1 protein-coding gene and 1 pseudogene are annotated in these 5,690 nt (G+C 73.6%); both read left to right on the plus strand.

What is annotated here, in order from left to right; all coding sequences use genetic code 11:
• The coding region (locus C2L58_RS24455) for a type I polyketide synthase (protein WP_146073665.1) at positions 1 to 2,971 on the plus strand (2,971 nt) is incomplete at its 5' end.
• A gap of 53 nt (positions 2,972 to 3,024) precedes the next feature.
• Positions 3,025 to 5,690 (plus strand): annotated as a pseudogene (locus tag C2L58_RS24460) (type I polyketide synthase); the annotation flags it as partial.

Raw genomic sequence — 5,690 nt, forward strand, 5'->3', positions numbered from 1 at the left:
GGACGGTGTGCTGACCGCGATGGCGGCGGAATCCGTGGCGGGCACGCTGGTTTCCGCGCTGCGCAAGGACCGGGCCGAGGAAGAGACTCTCCTGACGGCCGTGGCGTCGCTGTACGTCGCCGGGCAGGACGTCGACTGGTCGGTGTTCTTCCCCGGTGCGGGCCGGGTCGACCTGCCCACCTACGCCTTCCAGCGCGAGCGCTACTGGGCAAGAACCACCGCGAAGGGCGATCTCCGCGCCCACGGGCTCGTGACGACCGACCACCCGCTGCTCGGCGCCGCGACCTGGCTCGCCGACACCGGCGGCGTGGTCTTCAGCGGACGGCTGTCCCTGACCGAACAGCCGTGGCTGGCCGAGCACGTCGTGCTCGGCTCCGTGCTGTTCCCCGGCACGGCGTTCCTCGAACTCGCCGTGCGAGCGGGCGATGAGGTCGGCTGCGCGACCGTCGAGGAGCTGACCCTGGCGGCACCGCTCGTGCTGCCGGACCGCGGTGACGTCCGGCTGCAGGTGAGCGTCGGCGGAGCCGGCGACGACGGCGGCCGGCCGATCACCGTCCACTCGCGACCGGACGACGAGGCGCCGTGGACGCTGCACGCCGGCGGCCGGCTCGGCACGGCCGCGCGCCCGCCGGAGCCCGGGCTCGCCGCATGGCCGCCCGCCGGCGCCGAGCCGGTCGACCTCACCGGGTTCTACGACGCCTACGCCGAACGAGGATTCGACTACGGCCCGGCCTTCCGGGGTGTCACGGCGGCCTGGCGGCTCGGCGACGACGTCTTCGCCGACCTCGCGCTGCCCGCCGACCAGCAGGCCGAGGCCACCCGCTTCGGCGTCCACCCCGCGTTGCTCGACGCCGCCGTGCAGTCGGCGGCCCTGCGGGAGAAGCCCGGCGAACGGTCCGCGGCCGGGCTGCCGTTCTCGTGGACCGACGTGACCTTGCACGCGGCGTGCGCCTCGCCGGTGCGGATCAGGCTCGGCGGCGGCGACCCCGGCGGCATCTCGCTCGCGGTGACCGACACCGCGGGCCGCCCCGTGCTGACCGCGGGATCGCTGGTGCTGCGCGAGGTTTCGGCCGCGCAGCTGCGCGAGGCGCGGCCGGTCCACCACGACGCGCTCTTCCGGCTCGGCTGGACCCCGGTCGAACTGCCGGGCACGGCCGCGGAGCCGGCGGTGCTCGCCGTGGCCGGGGCGTGGCCGCCGGTGCCGTTCGACGCGACCGTCTACTCCGGACTCGACGACCTGCGTTCCGCCGACCCGGCACCCGCCGTCGTGGTGGTCCCCGTGCCGAGCCTGCCCGCCGGTGACCTCGCCGCGAACGTCCGCGCGGCGACGACGTGGGCGCTGGAACTGATCCAGCACTGGCTCGCCGAGGACGCCTGCGCGGGCACCAAGCTGGTGTTCGCCACCACGGGCGCGGTCCAGGCCGGCTCCGGCGAACCGCTCGGCGACCTGGCGACCGCGCCGATCTGGGGGCTCGTCCGCTCCGCGCAGGCGGAACACCCCGGCCGGTTCCAGCTCGTCGACCTCGACGGGACGGACGCGTCCGCGGCCGCCCTGGCGCGTGCGGTGGCCGCGGACGAACCCCAGCTCGCGATCCGCGGCGGCGAGGTCCGCGCCGCGCGCCTCGGCCGCGTCGAGCCGCCGGCGGAACCGCCGGCCGGCTGGGACGAGCACACGACCGTGCTCGTGACCGGGGCGACCGGCACGATCGGCCGGTCCGTGGCCCGGCACCTCGTCACCGGACGCGGAGTGCGGCACCTGCTGCTGGTCAGCCGGCGCGGCACCGGCGCACCGGGCGCCGAGCAGCTGGTCGCCGAACTGGCCGGGCTCGGCGCCGAGGTCCGGCTCGCCGCGTGCGACGTCGCCGATCGGGCGGCGCTGGCGACGTTGCTGGCCGAGGTGCCACCGGAGCACCCGCTCGGCGCCGTCGTCCACGCCGCGGGCACCCTCGACGACGGCGTGGTGACTTCGCTGACGCCGCAACGCTTCGACACGGTGTTGCGGTCGAAGGTCGACGCGGCGCTGAACCTGCACGAGCTGGCCGGGGCCGACGAGCGGGTCGCGTTCGTGCTGTTCTCCTCGATCGCCGGCACCTCGGGCAGCGCCGGCCAGGCGAACTACGCCGCGGGCAACGCGTTCCTCGACGCGCTCGCCGCCCACCGCCGGACGCTCGGGCTGCCCGCCGTGTCGCTGGCGTGGGGCCTGTGGGACGAGCGCAGCGAGATGACCGGGAAGCTCGCCGGCACCGACCGGTCGAGGATGGCGCGCGGCGGGCTCGTCCCGATGTCCACAGAGGACGGCCTGGCACTGTTCGACCTCGCCGTGCGTACCGAGTACCCGACCCTCGTGCCGGCGAGGCTCGACCTCGCCGGGCGGCGCGGCGAGCCGGTGCCGGCGCTGCTGCGCGGCCTGGTGCGCGGCGCCGCGCGACCGGCGCGCACCGAACCGGTGCCGGTCCGGCACGAGCTCGCCGGGCTGCCCGGAGCCGAGCGGGAACAGCGGCTGCTCGAACTGGTCTGCGCGGAAGCGGCCGCGGTGCTGGGCCACGCGGACGCCAAGGCGATCGAGGCCGGTCGCGGGTTCCTCGCGCTGGGCTTCGACTCGCTCACCGCCGTCGAACTGCGCAACCGGCTGGGCGCGCTGACGGGACTGCGGCTGCCCGCGACGCTGCTGTTCGACTACCCGTCGCCGAAGCCGCTCGCGAAGCACCTCGGCGACGAGCTCGGCGGCGAGCGGGACACCGCGGCGGTTCCGTCGCTGGCCGAAGAACTGGGCCGGGTCGAGTCGCTGCTGCCGGCGGTCGCCGCCGACGAGACCGCGCGCGCCGCCGTGGCGCGCCGGCTGCAGGACCTGCTGTCCAAGCTGGGCGAGGCCGCCGGCGAGGACGCGGACATGCAGGTCACCGAAAAGATCGACACTGCCTCGGACGACGAGATCTTCGAGTTCATCGACAACGAGCTCGGGATCTCTTGAGCATGGGACGGGCGAGCTGTGCCGGCTCCCGCAAGGAAGGGTGAATCCGACCAGTGAGCGAGCAGAAGCTTCGTGACTACCTGAAAAAGGTGACCTCGGACCTGGCGCGCACTCGCGCGCGGCTGCGGGAGCACGAGGAGCGGGCGCACGAGCCCATCGCCATCGTGGGGATGAGCTGCCGCTACCCCGGCGAGGTCCGCTCGCCGGAGGACCTGTGGCGGCTCGTCGCCGACGGCGCCGACGCGATCGGCGGTTTCCCCGAAGACCGCGGCTGGGACCTCGGCGCCCTCTTCCACCCGGACCCGGACCACCCCGGCACGTCCTACACGCGCGAGGGCGGCTTCCTCCGCGAGGTCGCGGACTTCGACGCCGAGTTCTTCGGGATGAGCCCGCGGGAGGCCCTGGCGACCGACCCGCAGCAACGGCTGCTGCTGGAGACGGCCTGGGAGGCGATCGAGCGGGCCGGGATCGACCCGCGCTCGCTCGCGGGCAGCCGGACCGGGGTGTTCGCCGGCGTCATGTACCACGACTACGGCGCCCGGCTGCGGACCACGCCGGAAGGGCTCGAGGGCTACCTCGGGAACGGCAGTGCCGCGAGCATCGCCTCGGGCCGGGTCGCCTACACGCTGGGGCTCGAGGGGCCGGCCGTCACGGTCGACACGGCGTGCTCGTCGTCGCTGGTGGCGCTGCACTGGGCCGTGCAGGCGCTGCGCAAGGGCGAATGCGAGCTGTCGCTGGTCGGCGGGGTCACGATGATGCCGACGCCGGGCACGTTCATCGAGTTCAGCAGGCAGCGAGGGCTGGCCTCCGACGGCCGCTGCAAGTCCTTTTCGGACGACGCGGACGGCACCGGCTGGGGCGAGGGTGTCGGCATGTTGCTGGTGGAGCGGCTTTCGGACGCCCGCGCCCACGGCCACCCGGTGCTGGCCGTCGTGCGGGGCACCGCGCTCAACCAGGACGGCGCGAGCAGCGGCCTGACGGCGCCGAACGGTCCGTCGCAGCAGCGGGTGATCCGGGCGGCACTGGCCGATGCGGGCGTTGGTCCGTCCGATGTGGACGTGGTCGAGGCGCACGGGACCGGGACGACGCTGGGTGATCCGATCGAGGCGCAGGCGCTGCTGGCGACGTATGGTCAGGACCGGACCGCGCCGCTGTGGCTCGGGTCGATCAAGTCGAACATCGGGCACACCCAGGCTGCCGCCGGGGTGGCCGGGATCATCAAGATGGTGCAGGCGTTGCGGCATCAGGTGTTGCCGCGGACGTTGCACGTCGGTGCGCCGTCGTCGCATGTGGACTGGAGTGCGGGCGAGGTCGAGCTGCTGACCGAGCCGGTTCCGTGGCCGGAGAACGACCGGCCGCGCCGGGCCGGGGTGTCGTCGTTCGGGGTCAGCGGGACGAACGCGCACGTGATCGTGGAAGAGGCTCCGGCTGGTGCGGAGCCGCCTGCCGGGGACGCGGTGGGCGCGGTGGTGCCGTGGGTGTTGTCGGCGCGGTCGGCGGAGTCGTTGGAGGAGCAGGCGGCGCGGTTGGTGTCGCGGGTTTCGGACTCTTCGATGCGGCCGGTGGATGTCGGGTTTTCGCTGGCGACGGGCCGGTCGATGTTCGAGCACCGGGCCGCGGTCGTGGGTTCGGAGCTGAGCGATCTGGTTTCGGGGCTGGGGAATCCGGTTCGTGGTGTGGCCGATGTGACCGGCCGGACGGTGTTCGTGTTCCCGGGTCAGGGTGCGCAGTGGGTCGGGATGGCCTCGGAGCTGCTGGGCAGCTCCGAGGTGTTCGCGGCGCGGATGGCGGAGTGTGCTGACGCGCTCGCCGAGTTCGTCGATTGGTCGCTTCTCGATGTGCTGGCCGATGCGGAGATGTTGGAGCGCGTCGATGTGGTGCAGCCTGCGTCGTTCGCCATGATGGTTTCGCTGGCGGCTCTCTGGCGGGCGCACGGGATCGAGCCGGATGCCGTCGTGGGCCATTCGCAGGGTGAGATTGCTGCGGCGTGTGTGTCGGGGGCGCTTTCGCTCGCCGACGCCGCCCGGGTCGTCGCGCTGCGCAGCAGGGCGATCGGTGAAGTGTTGTCGGGCAAGGGCGGCATGGTGTCGGTCGCGCTGCCCGAGCCGGTGGTTCGGGAGCGGATTGCTTCTTGGGGTTCGCGGATTTCGGTTGCGGTGGTGAATGGTCCGTCGTCGGTGGTGGTGTCGGGCGAGCCCGGCGCGCTGGACGAGCTGGTGGCCTCGTGTGAGGCCGGCGGCGTGCGGGTGAAGCGGATTGCGGTGGATTATGCGTCGCATTCGGGGCAGGTGGAGGAGCTGAAGGGCCGGTTGCTGGCCGATCTGGCGCCGATCCGGCCGCAGCCGGGGAGTGTGCCGTTCTTCTCGACGGTGACCGGGGACTGGCTCGACACGGCTGGGTTGGACGCCGGGTACTGGTTCGCGAATCTGCGGGAGACCGTGCGGTTCGAGCCGGCGGTCCGCGCGCTCGGCGAGGCCGGGTATGCGGCGTTCGTCGAGGTGAGTTCGCATCCGGTGCTGACGATGGCCGTGCAGGAGACCCTGGAAGAGGCCGGGAGCGGGCCGTCGGTGGCCGTGGGCACGTTGCGGCGCGGCGAAGGTGGTCTGGAACGGTTCTTGACCTCGGTGGCCGAGCTGCACGTGCGCGGTATCAGCCCGGATTGGGACGCGGTGTTCGCCGCGCACGACCCGCGACCGGTCGACCTGCCGACCTACGCCTT

The organism is Amycolatopsis sp. CA-126428, assembly GCF_002904335.1.
GTDB lineage: Bacteria > Actinomycetota > Actinomycetes > Mycobacteriales > Pseudonocardiaceae > Amycolatopsis.